General features: G+C 40.5%; 21 protein-coding genes. 9 read left to right on the top strand and 12 right to left on the bottom strand.

All coding sequences use genetic code 11. The annotated features are described in order from the left end of the window. Positions 1-3: 3 nt before the first annotated feature. Positions 4-471: a TlpA family protein disulfide reductase gene (locus EMIN_RS06520; RefSeq protein WP_012415446.1), complete on the bottom strand. Its 468-nt coding sequence runs from the start codon at positions 469-471 to the stop codon at positions 4-6. Positions 472-579: 108 nt separating this feature from the next. On the opposite strand from EMIN_RS06520, the gene EMIN_RS09250 reads away from it, so the two are divergent. After that, the gene (locus EMIN_RS09250) at positions 580-1,038 is read left to right on the top strand and encodes a type IV pilin protein (protein WP_012415445.1); all 459 of its coding nucleotides are present in this window, start codon (positions 580-582) and stop codon (positions 1,036-1,038) included. A gap of 290 nt (positions 1,039-1,328) precedes the next feature. On the opposite strand, the gene EMIN_RS06510 is transcribed toward EMIN_RS09250, so the two are convergent. Genes EMIN_RS06510 through gatB form a run of 4 tightly spaced genes read right to left on the bottom strand, consistent with a single transcriptional unit; the run spans position 1,329 to position 5,327 of the window. Further along, entirely contained in the window at positions 1,329-2,615 is a 1,287-nt protein-coding gene (locus EMIN_RS06510; RefSeq protein ID WP_012415444.1) for a DUF5050 domain-containing protein, read from the bottom strand. Next, entirely contained in the window at positions 2,612-3,301 is a 690-nt protein-coding gene (gene ybgF / locus EMIN_RS06505; protein ID WP_012415443.1) for a tol-pal system protein YbgF, read from the bottom strand. The genes EMIN_RS06510 and ybgF overlap by 4 nt, the downstream gene beginning before the upstream one ends. A gap of 29 nt (positions 3,302-3,330) precedes the next feature. Continuing rightward, on the bottom strand, positions 3,331-3,849 hold the full coding sequence (locus EMIN_RS06500; protein WP_012415442.1) for an OmpA family protein: 519 nt from the start codon (positions 3,847-3,849) through the stop codon (positions 3,331-3,333). Positions 3,850-3,908: 59 nt separating this feature from the next. Next, positions 3,909-5,327, bottom strand: coding sequence for an Asp-tRNA(Asn)/Glu-tRNA(Gln) amidotransferase subunit GatB (gene gatB, locus EMIN_RS06495; RefSeq protein WP_012415441.1), 1,419 nt, complete (start codon positions 5,325-5,327; stop codon positions 3,909-3,911). Between the two features lie 48 nt (positions 5,328-5,375). Between gatB and EMIN_RS06490 the strand changes: the two genes are divergently transcribed. Beyond that, positions 5,376-6,863, top strand: coding sequence for a lipid II flippase MurJ (locus EMIN_RS06490; RefSeq protein WP_012415440.1), 1,488 nt, complete (start codon positions 5,376-5,378; stop codon positions 6,861-6,863). Between the two features lie 71 nt (positions 6,864-6,934). Here the strand turns inward: EMIN_RS06490 and EMIN_RS06485 are convergent, their stop codons facing one another. From EMIN_RS06485 to EMIN_RS06465, 5 genes are all read right to left on the bottom strand, one after another. Further along, entirely contained in the window at positions 6,935-7,513 is a 579-nt protein-coding gene (locus tag EMIN_RS06485; RefSeq protein ID WP_012415439.1) for a hypothetical protein, read from the bottom strand. 82 nt (positions 7,514-7,595) lie between these two features. Next, entirely contained in the window at positions 7,596-8,333 is a 738-nt protein-coding gene (locus tag EMIN_RS06480; protein WP_012415438.1) for a P-loop NTPase, read from the bottom strand. Beyond that, positions 8,334-8,738, bottom strand: coding sequence for a hydrogenase nickel incorporation protein HypA (hypA, locus tag EMIN_RS06475; protein WP_012415437.1), 405 nt, complete (start codon positions 8,736-8,738; stop codon positions 8,334-8,336). 1 nt (position 8,739) lies between these two features. Then, complete coding sequence (gene murB / locus EMIN_RS06470; protein WP_012415436.1) at positions 8,740-9,636, bottom strand: UDP-N-acetylmuramate dehydrogenase; 897 nt, start codon at positions 9,634-9,636, stop codon at positions 8,740-8,742. Positions 9,637-9,723: 87 nt separating this feature from the next. Continuing rightward, entirely contained in the window at positions 9,724-10,446 is a 723-nt protein-coding gene (locus tag EMIN_RS06465) for a hypothetical protein (RefSeq protein WP_012415435.1), read from the bottom strand. 92 nt (positions 10,447-10,538) lie between these two features. Between EMIN_RS06465 and EMIN_RS06460 the strand changes: the two genes are divergently transcribed. Both EMIN_RS06460 and EMIN_RS06455 read left to right on the top strand, forming a co-directional pair. Further along, on the top strand, positions 10,539-12,095 hold the full coding sequence (locus EMIN_RS06460; RefSeq protein ID WP_012415434.1) for a phosphohexomutase domain-containing protein: 1,557 nt from the start codon (positions 10,539-10,541) through the stop codon (positions 12,093-12,095). Between the two features lie 73 nt (positions 12,096-12,168). Next, entirely contained in the window at positions 12,169-14,151 is a 1,983-nt protein-coding gene (locus EMIN_RS06455) for a M3 family metallopeptidase (protein WP_187146157.1), read from the top strand. 46 nt (positions 14,152-14,197) lie between these two features. On the opposite strand, the gene EMIN_RS08775 is transcribed toward EMIN_RS06455, so the two are convergent. Next, positions 14,198-14,974 carry a TraR/DksA family transcriptional regulator gene (locus tag EMIN_RS08775; protein WP_012415432.1) on the bottom strand — a complete coding sequence of 259 codons (777 nt, stop codon included), beginning with the start codon at positions 14,972-14,974 and terminating at the stop codon, positions 14,198-14,200. Positions 14,975-15,230: 256 nt separating this feature from the next. Here EMIN_RS08775 and rpmH point away from each other — a divergent pair, with 256 nt between their 5' ends. The 5 genes from rpmH to jag are packed head-to-tail and all read left to right on the top strand — an operon-like array spanning position 15,231 to position 19,085. Continuing rightward, positions 15,231-15,368 carry a 50S ribosomal protein L34 gene (rpmH, locus tag EMIN_RS08625; RefSeq protein WP_012415431.1) on the top strand — a complete coding sequence of 46 codons (138 nt, stop codon included), beginning with the start codon at positions 15,231-15,233 and terminating at the stop codon, positions 15,366-15,368. After that, a complete protein-coding gene (gene rnpA / locus EMIN_RS06440) occupies positions 15,307-15,741 on the top strand; it encodes a ribonuclease P protein component (RefSeq protein WP_041691277.1) in 435 nt (144 codons plus the stop codon). The genes rpmH and rnpA overlap by 62 nt, the downstream gene beginning before the upstream one ends. A gap of 24 nt (positions 15,742-15,765) precedes the next feature. After that, positions 15,766-15,999 carry a membrane protein insertion efficiency factor YidD gene (yidD, locus tag EMIN_RS06435; protein ID WP_012415429.1) on the top strand — a complete coding sequence of 78 codons (234 nt, stop codon included), beginning with the start codon at positions 15,766-15,768 and terminating at the stop codon, positions 15,997-15,999. A gap of 57 nt (positions 16,000-16,056) precedes the next feature. Then, positions 16,057-17,652, top strand: coding sequence for a membrane protein insertase YidC (gene yidC, locus EMIN_RS08420; RefSeq protein WP_012415428.1), 1,596 nt, complete (start codon positions 16,057-16,059; stop codon positions 17,650-17,652). 20 nt (positions 17,653-17,672) lie between these two features. Continuing rightward, positions 17,673-19,085, top strand: coding sequence for an RNA-binding cell elongation regulator Jag/EloR (gene jag, locus EMIN_RS06425; RefSeq protein ID WP_012415427.1), 1,413 nt, complete (start codon positions 17,673-17,675; stop codon positions 19,083-19,085). 79 nt (positions 19,086-19,164) lie between these two features. On the opposite strand, the gene EMIN_RS09525 is transcribed toward jag, so the two are convergent. Further along, positions 19,165-19,671 (bottom strand): type IV pilin protein, encoded by a 507-nt coding sequence (locus EMIN_RS09525; protein WP_012415426.1) that lies wholly within the window; start codon positions 19,669-19,671, stop codon positions 19,165-19,167. Positions 19,672-19,754 lie beyond the last annotated feature (83 nt).

Here is a 19,754-nt window from a genome sequence, read left to right as displayed (position 1 = left end):
AAATTACAATACTTTTTGTATTTCTTCTGCAAAGTTATGGTCTGGGCTGTAGCCGCTCCAAACTCTTACGATTTGATGGTTCTTATTTAACAACACAAAGTGAGGTACCCCGTTAACTTTGGCTTCCTGGGCAAGCTGGCCGCCCTGGTAAAGAACATCATAATTAATGCCGAATTCCTTTGCGTAGGCCGCCGGGCCATCCGCGGAGCCGTCAGAGAACACGCCTACAACTTTTAACCCTTTAGAGCCAAAGTTATTTTGGAGTTCCACAATCATAGGAACTGACATTTTGCAATAGCCGCAGTATGTCGCCATAAAAGCTAAAAAGACAGGTTGTTTTTTGGCGTTTACCGCTGAATCAAATTGCGTACCGTTAATGTTGGGTAAATTAAACGCAACTTTCGGTCCTGTAAAGCTGCACGCGCCTACGAAGGCGAGAGCAAGCGCTAATACTAATAATTTCTTTTTCATATTAATATTATACTTAAAAAAATACCCTAAAACATGAAATATAAACGCTGTTGATTTTATATTTAAAAATGTTACACTATATGTAATACCTAAAGGAGGTATTAATTTATGAAAAATAATAAAGGTTTCACATTAATCGAACTTCTCGTTGTAGTTCTTATTATTGGTATCTTGGCCGCGATAGCGCTGCCCCAGTATACCAAAACAGTTGAAAAGTCCCGCGCAGCGGAGGCTTTACTCAACCTTAAAGCAATATCAGACGCAGCCAACAGATTCTACCTCATGAATAATACATATAACGGTATTGATATTTCTGCTACCGGTAATTTAGATATTGAACCGCCTGCTACTACAGCAACGTCAAAATTTGACTATGTTGCCACGCCCGCCAGCCCTACGACAACTCTTACAATTACCGCTTACAGAAGGGTAGGCACGACCACAGGGTCAGCCAGCAGCAAACAATACTCGATAGCGTTTGTTCTAACAAACGGCGCTACCACGAGCAGGACCTGTGCCGTCGGTACGGGTGATGCGAATATTTGTAAAGCTCTTAATATTAACTAAACAGTATTAATTAAAGTTTTAAGCCCTTCGGGATATACCCGAAGGGCTTTTTTATTTGGTTATTAAATTATTCTTATTTAATTTTGCGTTTTATGTTTTATTAAACTTCTTATTTGTATTGTGCCGTATTTAGGCGGTAGCATGGACTTTACTAATTTCCGCACCCCGGTGGGGTTAGTTAAAATGCCGGCAAATATAAATGCGGTTAAATAACTATGCATTTACTGGCTGATATATCGGGAATTAAAAAAGCCCCACTCAAAAGATCGGGGCTTTTTAAAATTAACATTTTACATTGACCAGTGCGGAGTGTATGAGTTGCCCGGTATATCAGCCAGTAAATGAGGAGCGCTGCCGTCCGCGTCCATTACATAAAGCTGCCTGCGGCCTTTGCGGGTGGTTGTAAACGCAATAAAACGGCCGTCGGGTGACCAGGTAGGGTCCTCATTATTAGCCGAGTCCGACGTAAGCTGCCTTATCTGCGTACCTGTGATATCAACTAAAAATATGTCTATAGGATTTTGGGCGGCTGTTCTGCCCGCGAATACAATCCATTCTCCGGTTGGGGACCACTGGGGCGTATCCGCCCAGTTAAGACTTGAGGTTATGCGCCTTGTTGAGCCGTTTTGCAAATCCATAACATAAATCTGCGGGTTGCCCGAGCGGTTTGAAACAAATGTTATAAAACGGCCGTCAGGCGAATATGAGGGGGACCCGTCCACCCCCGCTTTATCTGTTAACTGCACGCTTTTGCCCGTTTCTAAATTTATTTCAAAAATGCTTGGGTTTGTGCCGCCGGAGCGGGTTAAAATAATGGAACGTCCGTCCGGTGATACGCCGCCTATAAGTTCCAATCCTTTTGTTATAGCCACGGGCGAAACTTTGCCCGCCGCTAAATCAATGGAAAACACGTCCGGGTTTTTATATCTGTAAGAGGTGTAATAAATTTTGCCGTCTTTAGACCAGCGGGGTAAAAGCGCTATGGAGCGGTCAGTCGTAAGTTTTTTTAAGTTAGCGCCGTCGTAGTCCGCTATATAAATTTCTTTATTTCCCGTGGCGCTATTGGCAAAAGCTATTCGAGTGTCGGCGATGCCTCTTTTTCCGGTAAGTTCTTTTACAACCTGGTCGCTCGCTATGTGTGATAAACGCCTAAGCGCGTTTTCTTTGCCTCTGTAACTGCGGGCGAAAACGGGCTTTTTTTCAGAAGTGTTATAAATAAAAATATTAATAATAAAATCCTCGCCTTCGGAGGATACTTCGCCGTAGAGAACAAATTCGGAAAAAGTGTTTTTTTGCCATTCCTCAAGGGTTTTTACAATGTTAGCTGTATCTATTTTAGGGCCTTTTTCACTTATGTCAAAATGCCTGCTAAACATTAAGTCCGCGCGCATAATATCGCGTACTTGCGCGGCGGCTTTTTTTGAGCCTTCGTCATATTTAAACTGGGCTATGCCAAGCTTTGGAAGCGCGTTTCCCCCGCGGGATGCTATGCCTATATACACGTCTGACTGTGCGTAAGATATTGCTGCCGTGCATATTAAAAGCATGGCAAGTATTAATAATTTTATTTTTTTCATTTTAATTTACCGAGTTCTCTTTGAGCTACTTTAGCTTCGGATGATTTAGGATAATCCTGTATAATAGACTGCAAATACTGTTTTGCTTCAGTCTTTTTATTTAAAGGAATAATGGATTTTGCATATTTAAGTCTGTAAGAAGGCGTTTTTTTGCTTTTCGGGTATTTTTTAATTAAATTGGCGTATTCTATGGCGGCGGATTTATATTCTTTTTTAGCAAAGTACGCGTCGCCTATTAAATTATAAGCTTCCTGCACAAGTTCGCCTTCGGGAAATTTTTCTATATATAATTTAAAACCTTCAATGGCGCTGTCATACTTTTTGTCGTCAAGGTTTACTTTTGCCGTTTCAAAAACCGTTGTGGGAAGTATTACCGCTTTTGCAGAAGCTTCCGCCTGCATTTGCGCTACGGCCGTTGTGGCTATGGACAAATCGTCCAACTTAGAGGATAAACGGGTTAATTGTAAATTGGTTTCCTGCAGGTTTTCATTATTAACGCTGATGTCTGAGGAAAGCTCATCCATCTTAGCGCCCAAATCAGCCTGGTTGGCCTGCATTGTGGCAAGAGCTCTGTTAAGCTCAACCATTTGTTCTTTAAGGGCGCTCATGTCTTTATCGCTTGCCAGACAGCCCATAAAAAAGAAGCCCAAAGCTAAAATAAAAAATGTTTTAGTTAAATTTTTCATATAAGTCCGGGCTCCTTTTTAAAAATAATTTATTTTACTGTTAAGACTGTTTCAGCTCTTCTGTTTTTGGCGTAGCAGTTTTCTGTAGCGTCATAGCAGAGGGGCTTTTCTTCACCGTAAGAAACGGTAACGATGTTCTTTGCGGGAACGCCGAGTCTTGTATAGTAATTCTTAACTTCATTGGCTCTTTTTTCACCGAGAGCGATGTTGTAAGAAATTGTGCCTCTTTCATCGCAGTGGCCTTCAACTACAATGTTAAAAGCGGCATTTGCCGTTTTTGTTTTGATTAAAGCGGCGTTATCAGCTAAGACTTTTTTAGCAGCGTCGGAAAGATTATATTTATCAAGCGCGAAGTTAACCTGGCGTAACGCGATTTCCGTGTTTTGCACGTCAATGATTACGGGGGTTTCTTCAACGACTACATCTACAGTCGTAGGGGCGGAAAGGTTTTCATCCGCTAACATATCGTCATTCTGTACGTTTTTTCTGCAGGCGGCAATGCTTAATACCAAGCATGCGACCATTGCAATTTTAATTAAGTTCTTCATTTATGTCTCCTTATCTATATTTGTTTCCTATAAAGTAATTTTACAAAACTTTTATGTGTTTATTGTAAAAGTTTTGCAAAGATTTCGTTCATTTTCCCGGGGTTAGCTTTACCCTTGCTTTTTTTCATAACGCTGCCTATAAGAGCGCCGATGGCTTTAGGGTTGCCGCTTTTTACGTCAGACACTATTTTAGGGTTTTCCGCAATAGCTTCTTTTGCCCATGTTTCAAGCTGATTCTCGTCGGAGACTTGTTCAAGTCCAAGTTCTTTTACAATAACTTCGGGATCTTTTTTGGTTTGCCAGCACTGTTCAAAAACTTTTTTGGCCTGCGCGCGGGATATTTTGCCGCTATCTGTAAGCGTAACTATAGTCCCAAGCTGTTTTGCCGTTACAGGGCAGTCGTTAATGTCAAGTTTTGCCGCGTTTATGGCGCCAAGCAGGTCCGTGGTTATCCAGTTTGCTGCGTTTTTAGGGTTAGCGCCTGTTTTTACGGTGTCTTCATAGTATTCGGAAAGGGCGCGTTCGCTTGTAAGCACGCCTGCGTCATAGTCCGACAGGCCGTAATCTTTTGTAAATCTTTCTTTGCGCCGGGCAGGCATTTCCGGCCTGGAGGCTATAACGCTTTCCAGCCATTCGTCAGCCAAAACTAAAGGCGGAAGGTCCGGATCGGGGAAATATCTGTAATCTAAAGCGTCTTCTTTAGAGCGCATGGAAACGGTTTCTCCTTTTTCTTTATCAAAAAGAAGCGTTTCCTGCTTTATTTTTTTGCCCTCGTTAAGCATTTCCGTCTGTCTTTCAATTTCAACGTTAATAGCGTCACGAACGGCTTTAAATGAGTTAAGGTTTTTGATTTCAACCTTTGTTCCAAAGGTTTTTATACCCGCGGGTCTGAGAGAAATATTAACGTCTACTCTCAGTTCGCCTTTTTCCATGTCGGCGTTGGAGGCGCCTACCCAGGAAACATTGCTTTTGAGCTTGGTTAAAAATTCGTAAGCTTCGTCAGCGCTGTGGATTTCAGGCTCGGAAACTATTTCCAAAAGAGGGGTTCCGGCGCGGTTCCAGTCAATCAAACTGTAAGAGGCGTGGTGTATTGATTTACCGGCGTCCTCTTCCATATGCGCCCTTGTAATGCCTACTTTACGGCCGTTTACTTCAAGCCAACCGTGTTCGGATATCGGTTTAAAAAGCTGCGTTATCTGGTAGCCTTTGGGAAGGTCGGGGTAAAAATAATTTTTGCGGTCAAATAAAGATATTTTATTTATTTCAAGATTTAAAGCCAAAGCGGCTTTTACCGCGAGTTCCACAGCACCTTTATTAAGAACGGGCAATGTGCCCGGCTGAGCCGTACATACGGGGCATACCGCCGAGTTTGGAATGGGGTTATCCGCCATGCCGCTGGGGCAGGAACAAAAAAGTTTGCTGTTTGTGTTTAACTGCAAATGTATTTCAAGGCCTATTACAGGTTCAAATTGTGTCATTTTAGTTGTTTCCGTTAAAAATAGTAATTAATTAATATAATATCAAATATGAAAAGACTTTTTAATGAATATTCGTATAGGAAAGGCGCTGTGGTAAGCGTTGCGTGCAGCTGCGTATGGAAATTGCTTTCTTTTATAAACAGTATTATAATAGCCTTTCTCTTCGGCGCTTATTACGGCACGGATATTTATTTTTACCTTATTATGGCGGCGGGCATAGGCTCAAACCTGGCCCTTTCTTACAATACCAATGTGGTTATTCCCCATGCTTCTTATATTGCTAAACAAAGTAAAGAAAGTGAAATTAAATTTTTAAATTTGTTTATATATTTTTATATCGCGGCTGGGTTTATTTTTATTGTTTTTGGGGGAGTTACGCCCGGGTTTTGGCTTAATTTAATTTCACGCTTTAATATTATCACCCCCGCGGCGGAAAGCCTGTTTGTTCTGGCTTTAATTTATTTCGCTTTTTTACTGCTTACGCAGCTTTTAATTAATATTTTGGAACGTCACAGAATATTCGGCATAGCTTATTTAAGCCCGCTTAACGCCGCTTTGCCCTTGCTGCTTTTACTTTGCTTTCATAAAACTTTGGGCGTAGCCGCTATGCTGTGCGGTTTTATAGCCGCGCAGTTTATACAAAGCGCGGCCTGTGTTTTAATAATGTTTGTTAAACTTGACTGGAAAATAACGCCTTCTTTGGAATCTGTTGATAAGAATTTTATAAAAAACAGCTTAGGCTCTTTAGGCGGGGAAATACTTGTTTTAATTAACTCTTTTTTGCCATTGTTTTTAATGACGGGGTTTGGCTCGGGCGTGTTAAGCGCGCTTAACTACGCTAAACAGATTTTTGATTCCCCTACGGAAATTATTACCAACCGCATAACCGCCGTAACAAGAATCAAATTTAACGAGCTTTCTACCGAGAAAAACACCAAAAACCTGGCTGATTATTTTTACCAAAACCTCACTGTCCTTTTGCTTATTATGACGCCTGTGGCGGTTTTTACGGCGGCGTTTTCATATGATATAGTAACTTTGTTTTTCAAAAGGGGCAGCTTCAGTTCCGAAAACGTGAGACAGACAAGTTTGTTTGTTTCTTTTTTCATGCCCAGTATAATACTTTTACTGCCCGTGTATTTACACAGAAATTTAGCCTCTGCCGAACGCAGATTAAAAGAATTTTTTAAATACCAGTTTATTAACGCGGTTGTTTTCGCGGCGCTTATTTTAATTTGTATGCGCCAAATAGGCCCGCTGGGGTACCCGGTAGCTTTTTTCTGGGGCAATGTTTTTTGGCTTTGTTTAGCGCCTGTGTTTTTGTCTAAATATTTAAATTTTATAAGCCATAAAAAAACAATTTTTCTTATGCTTTCTGTTTTGGTTTTTGGGCTTGTTTCACTTGCGCCGAGTATTGCGGCGGCAAAATTTATTGATATGCTTTTTTTAAGGATTTTTATTTGCGGTTCAATTTATGTTGTTTGTTTTGCTTTACTTGCTTACTTAGCGCGCGGCAAATATAAAAAATATATTTAAATGCTAAAGTATATTTTTAAGAGCAATAAAAAAGCGGCGGTTTTTAAACCGCCGCTTTTTTATTATTTTAATTATTGTCCCAGTAAAGCTTTAAAGTCGGGGTCAGAAAGATTTTGCTTAAGAAAATGCTGTAATTCCGCATTAGGTTCTTCTCCGAATTTAGCTTTAAACTCTTTTTTAGCTTTAGAGTCTGTAAAAATGGCGGGAACTTGGATTACTTGCTTCGCTGTTCTTTGCGTGGCGGGCTGCATAGGAACATTAAACAGATAATATTTGCCGTTAGTTTTAAATCTGTCTTCCGTATCGTTCATATTATAAAATTTGCCCTGGCCAAGTTGGCTCAGATCTAAGTTTATAAGGTCGGACACGTAAACATATCTCGTATTGGTCCTGGCTTTTTGGAATCTGTTTTTTAAATCTTCATATTCAGATTTTTTAAATAAAATTGTGCCGGTTTGGTTAACCATTAAAACATTCATCGGGTTATAAACCTTTTCCTGCCTTGTGCCCGCTTCATGCATATTAACCACAAAAGTATAATAAAAGCCCATAGTGGTATAAGCGTTTTGTGTGGATTTCGCCGTTTTTTGCGCGAAAGCCGCAGATGTTAATATTAATAAAGCGCATATTACTACGGTTAGTTTTTTCATAAAATCTCCTTATTTCTACATATTTTACCTTTTTTGTTTGCAAGTTGCACTGTAAACCGCAATATGTTAATAGGATAGCCTTTTAAACCAATTTTTCAACCGCTAATTCTAAATTTCTGAAAATATCGGTATTTTTTAGTTTTTTAATGTCGCCGATATTATTTTCAAAATTTTCATCAGTTTTTAATTCCACGAGGGTCTTAAAATTAGCGAAATCTATGTGCGGGGAGTTGTCCGTTAAAAGGTTTTTAACTATACCCGCCGTTTCTATTCCGGCGTATTTTGAAAACTGTAAAGCAGACGCCGCCAAGTTTTGTGAAAGTACGCTTGGCGTTACTACACAGATAAGCTTGGCCTGCGGTATATAGCGCATAATATCTAAAGCGGTGTCTGAAAGGCCCGGCGGCATATCCAAAACCAAAAAATCCAATTCGCCCCAGTTAGTAACGGCCAAAAGTTCTATTATGGTATTAGTTATGTCAGCGCCTCTTAAATGCACGGCGCGTGATTGGGTAAAATAAGAAAGCGACATAAATTTAACCCCTTCAATATCAGGAGGTAAAAGGCCTTCGATTTCTTTGGGGAATAAACTTTTAGGCCCCGGTTTAACGCCTAAAATGGCGTGGCAGCTTGCGCCCGCAAAATCCAAGTCGGCAAGGCCTGTTCTTAAACCGCGCTCGGCAAGCGCTAAAGCCAGCAGGCAGGAAACCGTTGATTTGCCAACGCCTCCTTTAAAACCTGTTACGGCTATAATTTTTTTTATTTTGCTTAAACGCGGAGCTATTGAATATACTCTAGGGTCAATATTTAAGTCTTTCATTTATTTATCCCCTTCAATTTCTTTAATATAAAGCCCGCGGCCTTTTATAATGTTAAAGTCGGAACTTTTGCATTTAGGGCAGTTGATATAGAGGCGCAGCGTTTCCGGCACGAAGTGGATGTCTTCCGCTGTTTCATGTGGTAGTTTTTCCCGCTCAAAACCGAATTCGGTTTTGCAGTTATTGCATTTAAAGAAACCTTTTTCAGTTTCTATTTTAAGTTCCGCTTTTTCAACGCCCGCATGCTGTAACTTTACTTCGTCAAAAATTTCCTTAAAAACGCCCGCGTGAATATCCTGCACCTCACCCAGCACTACTGTTATTGAGGTTATTTCTTTGAGATTCTGCTCGTTTTTTATGGCCAAGGCGGCCTTTGCTATACTGTCGCTTAACGCCCATTCATGCATATTAAAAATCCCCCCATAAAATTTGCTCAAGCTCTAATTTTACGCCTGTTTTTTCTTTAACTATTCTTTGTACTTCATCGATTAAGTTTTTAATATCCTGCGAAGAGGCGGCGTTAAAGTTAACTATAAAACCGGCGTGTTTTTCGGAAACTTTCGCCCCGCCTATGCTAAGACCCCTTAACCCGGCCTCGTCAATAAGGCGCGATGCGTAATCACCCGCAGGGCGTTTAAAAACGCTGCCCGCGGAAGGCAAATCAAGCGGCTGGTTTAAAGCGCGTTTACTTAAAATTAAATTTCTTGATTCAATAAGCTGTTTAAAATTATCTTTTTTTAATTCAAACGCGGCCGATATTACTATAAAATCCTCTATACCCGCAACGCAGCGGTAGCCGTACTGCAAATCCTCTTTCTGTATTATTGACGGGCGGCCTTCACGGTTTATAATTTCAAAATAATCAAGCTTGTCAAAAGTTTCCTGTCCGAAAGCGCCGGCGTTCATTTTTACCGCGCCGCCTATACTGCCCGGTATGCCTGACATTTTTTCCATACCTGCTAAACCGCTGTCCACGGCGATTTCTATGGCTTTATCCAAGGCAAGGCCCGCTTCCGCTTTAAGCGCGGTGTCTGTTATTGTAACCTCAGTCATTCTTTTGGTTGAGGCCGTTATCCCTTTTAACCCCCTGTCGCTTACTATAACGTTTGAACCGAACCCCAGCACTCTGAAAGGTAAATCATTAACGTTGGCGAGTTTTAAAATAAAACTCCAATCCTCAACGGTTTTAGGGTAAACAAGGGCCTCCGCCATGCCGCCTGTTTTGTAAGTGGTATGCGTGTGCATAGGTTCGTCTAAAAGGCAATTATCGCCAAAAAAATCTTTTAATTCTTTTTTAAAGTCCATCAATATGCTCCCGTAATTTTTGCCTGCCTGAAAACACCTTAATATTTTAAGACAGACACCCGCGGGGCGTTGCCCCGCGGGTAAGTTTTAAAACCTTGCGCCTAAACCTGCCTGCATACCTGAGCTGTCGCCCGCGAATACGTAAGCGCCGTAAAAATAAAAGAAAGGTATTGGGCTTACGTTAAGACCCAAGGTAAACCTGGAACCGTCTTTGCTGTAAGAATTGCCGTCAAAATTGGTACCGGTGTCTTTAACTTTAAGGTCTGTATAGTCATAACCGTAGCCGGCATAAGGTTCTAACATCAGTACTTTTACGGATGCGCTTATAGAGGCGGAAAAGTGGTTGGCGTTAAAATAGTCAGATCCCATTCTGTCATAAAAAAAGCTTGCTGTTATGTCCGGAAATAATGGCAAAATAGAGCTTCCCACCAAACTCCATCTTACGCCGCCGCCCAGAGATGAAAGTCCGTCGAAAGAGGTGCCTCTGGCCGCCACATTAAGGCCAAGTATGGGTAACTGCGCGTTAGCGTAAACCACAGGCGCCCATTTATAATCGTTATCGGCCGCGTCGTCAATGGCGTTGTCGGGTTTTACTATGTTAGCTGAAATACCCACATCAAAACCGGGGAAGGATGCCGCTCTTCCGTCATGAAAGTCGCTCATGCCGATAAGCAAGCCCAGGTCTCCGGCGTACTGTTTAATATCGTGCGATGTTTTGCCGCCCAAATTATTTCTAAAATCACTGTCAAAATTCGCGAACGCTGCCGACGCCGCAAAAACGAGAAGAAAAACCGGTAATAGTTTTTTCATTTATAGCTCCTTTGTTCTTTTCAATTTTTTATATATTATAATAATATCATAAAAAGGTTATCAGTTTAAACAATTACACAGGGGAGGAAGTTATGGCTGACATAAACGCGGGGAAGCTACCGGTAAAAACAATAGATATGGAGTTATTAAAAAAAGAATTTTTTAACCCTTCCGGAAGCTTGGCAAAAGTTAAATTCGGCACTTCGGGACACAGAGGCGAACTGGGCAAAGGGTTTTGCGCTCTGCACGCCAAAGCGATAGCCCAGGCCGTGGCAAAAATGCATAAAGAAGACGGTATTAAAGGTCCAGTGCTTGTGGGAGGCGATACAAGGCTTATGTCTAAAACCGTGTCCGAAATATGCGCGTGCATTTTGGCGGCTAACGGAATTGATGTTATTTTGCCGTCCATACCTTTGCCCACGCCTGTCTTTTCAATGGAAATACTTTTGGGCCGCGCTTGCGCTTGTTTAAACGGTACGGCAAGTCATAATCCTCCGCAGGATATGGGCCTTAAATATAATCCTTCAAACGGCGGGCCGGCGGACTCGTCCGTAACTTCTAAAATTGAGGAATACGCCAATTATTTTATGGCTACGCCTTCTGAAATTAAAGAAATTGGCTTAGAAGAAGCCAAACAAAGCGGTTTAATTAAAGAAGAGGACGTTATAACCCCATATATAACCGAACTTGCCAAAGTTATTGATTTTGATGCTATTAAAGAAAAAGGTTTAAAAGCGGCCATACATCCCATGGGAGGAACAAGCCTTCCTTTCTATAAAGCCATAAAAGAGAAATATAAACTTGATAACCTTACAATTGTTAATGAAACAATTGACCCTACTTTTTATTTCATACCGCTTGACCACGACGGCAAAACGAGAATGGATCCATCGTCCCAGTACCCGATGAAGCCGCTTATTGATATTGTAGCCGCGGGTGAATATGATTTCGCGGGCGCCAGCGACCCGGACGCCGACCGCTTTGGCTGCGCAACAAAAGAAGGCGGGCTTATAAACCCCAACCACGCTCTTTGCGTTATGGCTGAATATTTGATATCAAAAAATAAATCTAACTTTGATAAATATATAGGGAGAACCCTGGGCACCACTCATTTACTTGACTTTATTGCGAAGTCCGCGGGCGTTGAAATTGACGAGCAAAACGTTGGTTTCAAATATTTTGTGCAAGGCATAAAAGACGGCAAATATATACTTTGCGGCGAGGAAAGCGCGGGCATGTCTAAAAGCGGCTGGACTACCGAAAAAGACGGTATTTTCGCCGTGCTTCTATTATTGGAAATTATGTCTAAAAACGCGGATATAGCTTATTTATATAAAGAAATTACAAAAAAATACGGTGTTTCTTATTATACCCGCGTAGATATACCTACGGACGATGAAACCAAAGCCAAAGTTAAATCCCTAAAAGCGACTGATGTTGCTTCTGTCACCGAAGTAGCGGGGGAGAAGGTTGAAAAGGTAAGAGATACCGACGGTATTAAAATTTATCTTCAAAACTCTTGGTTTTTGGTGCGTCCCAGCGGAACGGAAAACATTATTAAATTTTATTGCGAAAGCTTTATCAGCGAAGAGCAAATGCTTAAAATTGTAAAAGAAGGTTCCGCCGCTTTGGGCATAAAATTAAGTTAACGGAATTATTATGAAAAAAACAATAATTATATTAAACAGTTTTTTTGCGGCTGCATTTGTTTTTGGAGAAAGTATGGATAAAATGTTTAAAGACGGCGCTTTAAGGTTTGATTATACCCCGGCGGAGATTATGCTTTTAGAAAAGCAGGCTTCCGAACGGTTTGAAAAAAATATCGCGGCTGTTTTATCCGTGCCTAAAGAACAAAGAACCTTTGAAAACACGCTTTTAGCTTTTGAGCGCGCTTATACGGATTATTGGTATGTTCCCAAAGCTTTGTCTTTGCTTACTTATTTTCATAAAGACGAGGACGTGCGTGAGGCGGCGGCTAAACTTGAATCAAAAGGAAGCCAGTTTAAAGCCTCTATTCTGGCAAGAAAAGATATTTATGGCGCTTTAAAAGAATTCTCTTCTTTAAATCCTAAACTTGGTAATGAGGAGGAACGCCTTTTAGCTTTTTGGCTTGCCAAATTTAAAAGAGCCGGAGCCGAGCTTGAAGGGGAAGCGGCCAAAGTATATGCGGATTTAACTTCTTCGAAAATGGAAAACATTACCAAGTATAACGTTAACCTTATGCAAAATACGGACAGCCTTGAACTTACAAGAGAAGAACTTGACGGTATGAGCGACGTTTACATTAACAGGCTTAATAAAACAAAAGACGGTAAATATATTGTTACTTTAAAGTATCCGGATTATAACCCTTTTATGGCAAACGCCAAAAACGCCGAGGCGCGCAAAGCGCTTCAAATAAAATTTGCAAATAGAGGCGGGCTTGAAAATGTGGGTCTTTTAGAAACAGTTTTGGCGCAGCGTTCGATAACTTCAAGACTGCTTGGCTATAAAGACCACCCGCAATACGTTCTTGAGGACCGTATGGCTAAAGACGAAAAAACTTTAAAAAAGTTTTTATCCGGTATTGAAAAAAACCTCAGGCCCATAGGTAAAAAAGAATTAAAAGAATATAAGGCCTTAAAAGATAAAGAAGCCGGTTATAAGACAGACGGTTTTTATCTTTGGGACGCGCCGTATTACACAAATTTATATAAAAAGCTTTATTATAATGTCGACCATGAGAAAATAAAAGAATATTTTATGACCGATACGGTAATAAAAGGAATGTTTGAAATATTCGGAGGGCTTTTTGGCCTGGTTTTTGAGCGCGTGGATTTGCCCGTTTGGCATGAAGACGTTTTGGTTTACAAAATTAAAGATGCTAAAACAGGCGCGCATATTTCCAATTTTTATATGGACCTTTACCCGCGCGACGGTAAATACACGCACGCCGCGTGCTGGAGTTTTATTGACGGCTTTTTATTGGAAAACGGGCAGTATCAAACGCCGTCTGTGGTAATAGCTTCTAATTTAAACCCGCCGGGCAACGGCATTCCTTCTCTATTAACGCACAGCGAAGTGGAAACATTATTTCACGAATTCGGACATGTTTTGCAAATGTCGCTTACGCATCCTAAATACGCTTCCTTAGGAGGTGACAATATTACCTGGGATTATATTGAAACGCATTCCCAGCTTTTGGAAAATTGGGCCTGGAATAAAGATACTCTTAAAAAAATATCTAAACATTATAAAACGGGCGAGTCTCTTCCTAACGAGATGATTGACAGTCTTATAAAAAGTAAACACGCGGGCGTGGCTTTGCCTATGCTGAGGCAAAACTTTCAAGGCCAATTGGATTATAAATACCACAAATCAAATAAACATGTAGATACTACGGGTGTTTATGAAAAACTTATAAAACAGATTTATTTGATTCCCATGACAGAGGGCACATATCCGCAGGCAAATTTTGCGCACATAATGTCGCTTACCGACCCATACGATGTGGGGTATTATGTTTACGCATGGTCATTAGTTATAGCGGACGATATATTTTCCGAATTTGAAAAGCAAGGCCTTGATAATAAAGAGCTGGGCTTAAAATTAAGAAAATATATTTATACGCCGGGCCTTACAGAGGAGCCGAACGAAATGGTTGAAAAGTTTTTGGGAAGACCTTATAATAACAAAGCGTTTTTAAAGAACTTCGGGGTTAAATAGAAATAAAAAAAAGCCCGCTCGGTTGAGCGGGCTTTTTTATCGGTTGTTAAAAACCTTCTTTAGAACTTTGGCATACAACGCAGTATCTGGCGAAAGGAAGAGCCTTGATTCTTTTTTTAGGCAATAATTGGCGGCAGTTTTCGCATTTGCCGTAAATACCTTTGTCAATTTTCCTCAAAGCGCTTTCTATCTGGTCTATTTGCGTATGGGAATTGTCGGTCTGTTCAAATAAAATTTCTTTATCTAAACTTTGCGTAGCGGTATCAATAGGGTCGCCTACTTCAGCTTCCGGCATTTCCATTTCTTTTTTTGTTTTAAGCCTTTCCGTGGCGTCCTGGTGAAGTTCTATTAAATGCTTTTTTATTTGTTTAAGTTCTTCAGCGGTAAGTTCCTCCGCTTTGAGGGACGCTTGTTTCGCTTTTTCAAGAATATGGTTAACCTTCGGTTCTATTTTCTTTTTTTGCGCTGCAAAAGATTTTTTTACCGGGTTTAAGGTTTTTTCTATTTTTTTGGAAGCGGCTCTCTCCGCTTTTTTTGCTTTATGCGCAACTTGTTTTTTTATCGCGGCGGTTTTTTTTGTGACATTTTTTTTAACCTGTTTCAATGCTCTTTTTTCTTTACCCACGGCTTTTTTAAGTTTGGCCGCTTTCCCCGCGGTTTTTCTTATATCTTTTTTTATTTGTTTTCTTACTTGTTTAACAACTTTTTTTAAATTAGTTTTTTTAGCGGTGATTTTTGCAGCCGTTTTTTTTACGGCGGTTTTTTTAATCGTTTTTTTTGCGGCCGGTTTTTTAGGGGCTGCTTTCTTAATTGTTTTGGCCATAACTTCTCCTGTAAAATTTATATCCGTCTAATCTAGCATAATATGCGCTCTTTTGTCCAGTGTCCGGACTGCAAAAAACCTTTACAAAGTAAAGACGTAAGAATAGCAAAATTCTTTAAAAAAGTAAGTATAATGTTTTGTATGTTTTGCCGTCAGAGGCTAAATCAGCTTCAAAAAACTTTTGCCCCCAACGCAAAATACCCTGCCCCGCGGCAAAAAATAAACAGGCTAAATAATATAGTATAATAATATCACTATGTTACCTACATACAGACCAAATAAAAGAAGAAGAGCTAAAAGCATAGGCTTTAGAGCAAGAATGGAGACCCCCGGTGGCAAAAAAGTGCTCAGCGCACGCAGAGCCAAGGGAAGAAAAAACCTTATTGCAAAATAAGGATGTTTCTCATTACGGCCTTACCAGGAACTTCCGTTTACATCTCAAAAGAGATTTTGAGGATATTTTTAAGAACGGGAAAAAGGTTACGCACGGCGGACTTGTTTTGTGGTACAGGCCAAATTTGGGTGATGATAAATTACCCAAAATGGCGATAGCAGTATCAAGAAAGTTGGGGCATGCGCCCCTTAGAAACCGCACAAAAAGACTTCTTAGAGAGGTTTTTAGGCTTAATAAGTATAAGATAAATCACGGCGTGGCGTTTATAATAAGCCCGCGTGAGAGCGGTAATTTAATAAATTTTCATACAACCTGTAAGGTTGTTTTTGAACTCTGGCAAAAGGCCGGTATTTTAAAAACTCAAGACTTTTAATATTTAAAGTAGAAAGAGTTTTAAATGAAAAATATTTCTGTAATAGCTAAAAAGACGGCTGTGTTCTTATTAGACGCATTTAAAATTTGTGTTCGTCCTTTGTTGGGCCCGGCGGCTTGCCGTTTTTACCCGTCGTGCACGCAATATTCAAAGGAAGCTATTTTGAAATATGGGCTTTTAAAAGGATCATATCTGACGGTGAAAAGGCTGCTTAAATGCCATCCTTTACACGCGGGCGGATATGATCCTGTGCCTTAATTAAATTAAGCCTAAAACCTCTTTTAAGGAATAGCTACTCCATGTGAGAGAGGATTTATGGAAAATAAGAAATTTTTAATGGCATTTTTAGTGTTTTTTATAGCGCTATTAATGTACCAGCAATTCTATGCTTTGCCAAAAGCGCAGGAAGCTAAAGCAAAGCAAGAAGCCTCCTTAGTTGCAGAACAAGCAGTAACCGCTACCAAAAGCAATTCATCAATTACAAAAACCGCATTAACCCCTTCCGATAAACAAGTTGAAGAAAAGTTTTATGATTTCTCAACCAAAGTGGCCGATATTAAATTCACGTCAAAAGGCGCGGGCATTAAAGATTATATTTTTAAAGACTGCGTAGGAGACGTTAATTTAACGCCTTATACTGAGGAAGGTTTTTACACAACCTTTCCGAGGCTTACCTTTAAAGAAGCCGGCAGAACGGAGAACAGTATAACCTTTACTGTCGAAGAAGGTTATATAAGGATAAACAAAACTTATACCTTTAATGATGATGGTATAAATAATTTATCCCTTTCAATAGAAAACAGAAGTACAAAAGAACAAACACTGGACCAGTTTTACTTTAACTTCGGCCCCGGTATAGGTACTGTTGAAAGTGAAAAAAGCGACAACAGCCGCGAAATGAAAGCTGTTTACATTACGCAAGAAGAAGGGAAAAAATTTCCAACCTTTCATAATAGAAGTAAAGAAAAAATTGAAGATTCCGTTAAGGACGGCAATTGGATTTGGGCCGGCCTTAATAACAGATATTTTCTTGCGGTTTTAATCCCGCAAAATTGGAAATCGGGTTTATTGGAAACAGAGAAAGTTATTGTTGATTCGCACCCGAGGTTTTTTGGTTTATTAGGTAAAGCCAAAGTGGAAGGCCCCATGCTTAAAATTACGGTGCCGGCAATGTCTTTACCTCCGAAATCTAAAACGGTTTTACAGTCTGATTTCTATTTCGGGCCTAAAGACTACAAAACATTCCAGACAATGCCTTATAGTTTGGACAAATCAATTGAGTTCGGGTTCTTTGGAGCGCTTGGGAAAATGGTGCGTTGGGTGTTAGAAACATTGTACAGGTTTACCGGCAACTACGGCGTAGCCATAATAATACTTGCCGTATTATTCCAAATTACCATGTTAAGGCTTACCATTATGCAGCACAAGTCTTCTATGGTAATGCAAAAAATCCAGCCGGAAATGAAAAGCATTCAGGAAAGATATAAAAATGACCAGACCGCGCAGCAACAAGCTATGCTTGCTCTTTATAAAAAGCATAAATTTAATCCTTTTATGGGTTGCTTGCCGCTGCTTATACAGCTTCCTATATTCATTGCGCTTTTTAACGCATTTAGAACATCATGGGAACTTCACGGCGCCGGGTTTGTTTGGTGGATTACGGACTTGTCCGCTAAAGATCCTTTTTATGTTCTGCCTATAGTTATGGGCGGCGTAATGTTTATTCAGCAAAGAATTACAGCTCCCGTAGGCAGCGATCCGACGCAAACGGCAATGCTTAAGTGGATGCCGGTAATATTTACGTTTGTGTTTATTAACTTCCCGGCGGGCTTGGTTTTGTATTGGTTAACAAACAGTATTATAAGTTTAGGTATTCAGCTTTACATGAAAAGAAAAATGGCAAAAGCTTAATATAAAAAGAGGAAAATTTTATGCCAAAAAAAATTAAAATAGAAGCAAAAGACGTTGACACCGCAATAAACAACGGTTTAAAAGAAATAGGTTTAAGAAGAGATCAGGTTGAAGTATCCGTACTCGCTCGCCCCACAAAAGGTTTTTGGGGAATAGGCGCTAAACCCGCAGTTGTTGAAATAAGGCAAAAACGCTGGGGCGGCAATTTAGACGCTCAGATTTATATGGACGTTCCTAAAAAAAGAGGCGGTTTTAACAAAAGAAATAACAATAGAAAAAAAGAAGATGACTTTAAACGCGACCCCGAAGGCAGCAGAGTAAATAAAAAAACTTCTAATAACAGAGGCGGCAAGAAGAACTTCGGCAGAAAAGATAAAATAAGAAAACAAAGACCTGTTTCTACCGAGCCTAAAGCGCCTAAAGAAAACGAAGCGCAGCTGCTTCCTTCCCAGGCCATACAAAACGCCGTTATACCCGAAAACCTTAAAGCTCCTATGGCAGAAGGAAAGGAAATGCTTTTTAAAATGCTTGAGCAAATGGGTATTAAAACGGAGAACCTTAACGTTTGGTGGGACTCGGCCCAGCAAAGAATTTTATTAACCTTTGACTGCGACCATCCGGCCATAGTTATAGGTAAAGAAGGCAAAACTTTAGAAGCCATACAATATCTTCTTACGCTTTCCTTAAGCCGCCATTTTTCCACGCCGATATCTGTAGTTGCGGACACACAGAATTATTGGAGGAAATCAGAAGACAAACTTTACGCTGAAATTGACAGGGCTGTAAACGCTATCAAGCGCGGCGCCAATGTTTACCGCTTAAAACCTATGCCCGCGCAGATGAGACGTTTTATACACAGAGCTTTGGAAACAAATGAGTTTGTCGAAACGGCTTCCGAAGGTGAAGGCAAATGGAGAAAGGTTGTTATAAAAGAAAGAGTCTCCACCATTGAGCCTAAGGTTGTTACAGAGGCCGAAAAAGCGGCCGACGCCGCGGCCAGAACGCCTGAAAAATGCGCTTCCGAACAGCTTGACAAAGAAGTTGATGCCGCCCAAGAAAACCTTGATGAACAAATTAAAGCGGAAAGAGCTGCTGAAAAGGCTGCCCGCGCACAAGCCCAAGCGGCAACGCCCGTTTTAGACGCGGCTGACATAAGCGCCGCTACGCAAAGCCCCGCCGGGGTTGAGGAGGAAGCCTCCTCTTGTTCTGAAAATGTTGAAATAAACGGCGAGCAGGTTTCAATTTGCACGGTTGAAGTTGAAAAAGAGGAAGTTGTTTTAAAAGAAGCGCCTTCTTCACAAGACCAGGTTGAAGGGACTTCCTGCGGTATGCTGGAAGTTGAACTTAAACCGGGCGGAGATGTCACGGAGGAAGTAAAAGAAGCGGAAGCCGAGCAGACCAAAGAAGAAAATAAAGAAACACCCGCTCCTTAACTAAAAATTATTTTAAAACCCCCGCTCAATTAAGCGGGGGTTTCTTTTGTGTTTTACTAAGTTTTTATTAAATATATATTTAATTTATTTCAAAGTATCTAGGATAACCGGCTCGTTGTTTACCGCCAAGCGATTTGCACAATTTTTCGCCTTTTTCCGGCTCGGTTGTTCCTGTTATACAATAAGTTTTTGCGTTTGGCCCCGGGTTAGGAATTTCTATTAAAGCTAAAACGGTGCCAAACTCAACAGAGTCAGAAGCGCTTTTAAGTAAGTACGCCTGCACAAGACCTGAAGAAAAAAGCAAGTATCCGTATCTTCCGTCTTTTAAACAGCTTATGGCTCCGCCCGGGCAGGTAGCTGTTGTACCCGGAATTTGAATATCAAACTCGTCAAAACTTGAGGCATAGTTACCCGTGGCAAGGAAAACCCTGTCATTAGCGTCTCTCATAGCTTTTGCCATTATAAAATTTTGGCTAAATCTGCTCTTATTAACAGCATTAATGTATTGGGGCAGGGCAATAGCCGCAAGTATACCTATAATAAGCACAACTACTAAAAGCTCTATTAAAGTAAATCCTTTTTTCATAATTAACTCCTTGTTTAGAAGTATAAAAAATATGTAAAAAAGCTACAATAGCATAATATATATTAATTTACATAAATGGTAAA

It is taken from the genome of Elusimicrobium minutum Pei191 (assembly GCF_000020145.1).
Lineage (GTDB): Bacteria > Elusimicrobiota > Elusimicrobia > Elusimicrobiales > Elusimicrobiaceae > Elusimicrobium > Elusimicrobium minutum.
The sequence above is the reverse complement of the archived record's forward strand: the minus strand, read 5'-3'. Positions and strand labels throughout refer to the sequence as shown.

Bases quoted from the DNA above. Each gene is read 5' to 3' on its own strand.
- EMIN_RS06520 (WP_012415446.1), bottom strand. From the start codon at position 471: ATGAAAAAGAAATTATTAGTATTAGCGCTTGCTCTCGCCTTCGTAGGC.
- EMIN_RS09250 (WP_012415445.1), top strand. From the start codon at position 580: ATGAAAAATAATAAAGGTTTCACATTAATCGAACTTCTCGTTGTAGTT.
- EMIN_RS06510 (WP_012415444.1), bottom strand. From the start codon at position 2,615: ATGAAAAAAATAAAATTATTAATACTTGCCATGCTTTTAATATGCACG.
- ybgF (WP_012415443.1), bottom strand. From the start codon at position 3,301: ATGAAAAATTTAACTAAAACATTTTTTATTTTAGCTTTGGGCTTCTTT.
- EMIN_RS06500 (WP_012415442.1), bottom strand. From the start codon at position 3,849: ATGAAGAACTTAATTAAAATTGCAATGGTCGCATGCTTGGTATTAAGC.
- gatB (WP_012415441.1), bottom strand. From the start codon at position 5,327: ATGACACAATTTGAACCTGTAATAGGCCTTGAAATACATTTGCAGTTA.
- EMIN_RS06490 (WP_012415440.1), top strand. From the start codon at position 5,376: ATGAAAAGACTTTTTAATGAATATTCGTATAGGAAAGGCGCTGTGGTA.
- EMIN_RS06485 (WP_012415439.1), bottom strand. From the start codon at position 7,513: ATGAAAAAACTAACCGTAGTAATATGCGCTTTATTAATATTAACATCT.
- EMIN_RS06480 (WP_012415438.1), bottom strand. From the start codon at position 8,333: ATGAAAGACTTAAATATTGACCCTAGAGTATATTCAATAGCTCCGCGT.
- hypA (WP_012415437.1), bottom strand. From the start codon at position 8,738: ATGCATGAATGGGCGTTAAGCGACAGTATAGCAAAGGCCGCCTTGGCC.
- murB (WP_012415436.1), bottom strand. From the start codon at position 9,636: ATGGACTTTAAAAAAGAATTAAAAGATTTTTTTGGCGATAATTGCCTT.
- EMIN_RS06465 (WP_012415435.1), bottom strand. From the start codon at position 10,446: ATGAAAAAACTATTACCGGTTTTTCTTCTCGTTTTTGCGGCGTCGGCA.
- EMIN_RS06460 (WP_012415434.1), top strand. From the start codon at position 10,539: ATGGCTGACATAAACGCGGGGAAGCTACCGGTAAAAACAATAGATATG.
- EMIN_RS06455 (WP_187146157.1), top strand. From the start codon at position 12,169: ATGGATAAAATGTTTAAAGACGGCGCTTTAAGGTTTGATTATACCCCG.
- EMIN_RS08775 (WP_012415432.1), bottom strand. From the start codon at position 14,974: ATGGCCAAAACAATTAAGAAAGCAGCCCCTAAAAAACCGGCCGCAAAA.
- rpmH (WP_012415431.1), top strand. From the start codon at position 15,231: ATGTTACCTACATACAGACCAAATAAAAGAAGAAGAGCTAAAAGCATA.
- yidD (WP_012415429.1), top strand. From the start codon at position 15,766: ATGAAAAATATTTCTGTAATAGCTAAAAAGACGGCTGTGTTCTTATTA.
- yidC (WP_012415428.1), top strand. From the start codon at position 16,057: ATGGAAAATAAGAAATTTTTAATGGCATTTTTAGTGTTTTTTATAGCG.
- jag (WP_012415427.1), top strand. From the start codon at position 17,673: ATGCCAAAAAAAATTAAAATAGAAGCAAAAGACGTTGACACCGCAATA.
- EMIN_RS09525 (WP_012415426.1), bottom strand. From the start codon at position 19,671: ATGAAAAAAGGATTTACTTTAATAGAGCTTTTAGTAGTTGTGCTTATT.